Origin of the sequence: Agrobacterium sp. LAD9 (genome assembly GCF_003031125.1) — a bacterium.
Classification (GTDB): domain Bacteria; phylum Pseudomonadota; class Alphaproteobacteria; order Rhizobiales; family Rhizobiaceae; genus Agrobacterium; species Agrobacterium radiobacter.
The window spans coordinates 1-1,114 of sequence record NZ_PHGS01000042.1; the positions used below are offsets into that span (position 1 = coordinate 1).

Genomic DNA, 1,114 nt, shown 5'->3' on the forward strand with positions numbered 1-1,114 from the left:
CTTTTCCAAATCGTTCCGCTTTATTCATCATTGCCACTGGCCTGGTCCGCGTTCGCTCGCCACTACTTACGGAGTCTCGGTTGATGTCCTTTCCTGCAGGTACTTAGATGTTTCAGTTCCCTGCGTTCGCTTCTTACCCCTATGTATTCGAAAGTAAGATACCTTATCACAATGCTTGGAAACCCAGGCCGTTCGTTAAAACAGACTGGATTTTCCAAGCATTTAAGGTGGGTTGCCCCATTCGGAGATCCATGGATCAAAGCTTATTCGCAGCTCCCCACGGCTTTTCGCAGCGTATCACGTCCTTCTTCGCCTGTGCATGCCAAGGCATCCACCAAATGCCCTTAATTCACTTCTTCGTTCTCATTGTCTATGCTCATCATCAAGCCGTCATTCCGAAGGAATGACCGGCAGATCCGGTTACCTTTTACAACCAGATCAAGTCACGATGACATCGACGTGTTCGATACAATCCTCATATGAAGGCACGCCGGTGCACTTCGAGGTCGTATCATTAAGACCAGCTTCTCGAGATATCATCCGGTGATGCGCGGTCAGGCAACATCAATCCAGCATCTTCATCAGAGGAACCGAGGTTCCAACAACAAAAATGCCCAGGACAAGCGATCCTTCCTACCTCCAACCCCTCCACCAATTCCGGCCGACTAAGCCATCACACGGTTTCTCAGGGACTGGGCTCGGACGCTTCAAACCACAAGGGTTCAAAACACCTGGACGCTTCCAGACATATCTTCTCTTCACAATGTATCCAAAACAGGCATCTTTCTTAGCAAAAGATGCAAACCTTTATTTCCTCAAAGAAGACAATTCGCAGCCGTCAGATCAAGTCGCCCATAAAGGACGATGATCCGTCGCGCCTCGTGGCGCGGCCCGTCCGGAGCGCAGCGATCGCAGGGTTATCGAAGATAATCCCGGAGATCGCGACAGCGTCAGGACAAAACAAATGGTGGAGCTGAGCGGGATCGAACCGCTGACCCCCTGCTTGCAAAGCAGGTGCTCTCCCAGCTGAGCTACAGCCCCATCCAGCTCGATCACCTAAGTCTCATCAACCAGGCGCGGCAACAATTCGCATCAACCAACAGTCTCAACCCAA

The 1,114-nt window shown here is 51.1% G+C and carries 1 tRNA gene and 1 rRNA gene; both read right to left on the reverse strand.

Annotated features, from left to right (window positions below):
- Nucleotides 1-359, reverse strand: a 23S ribosomal RNA gene (locus DA915_RS28560); the annotation flags it as partial.
- Nucleotides 360-965: 606 nt separating this feature from the next.
- Nucleotides 966-1,041: transfer RNA gene (locus DA915_RS28570), tRNA-Ala, on the reverse strand.
- Nucleotides 1,042-1,114: the final 73 nt, after the last annotated feature.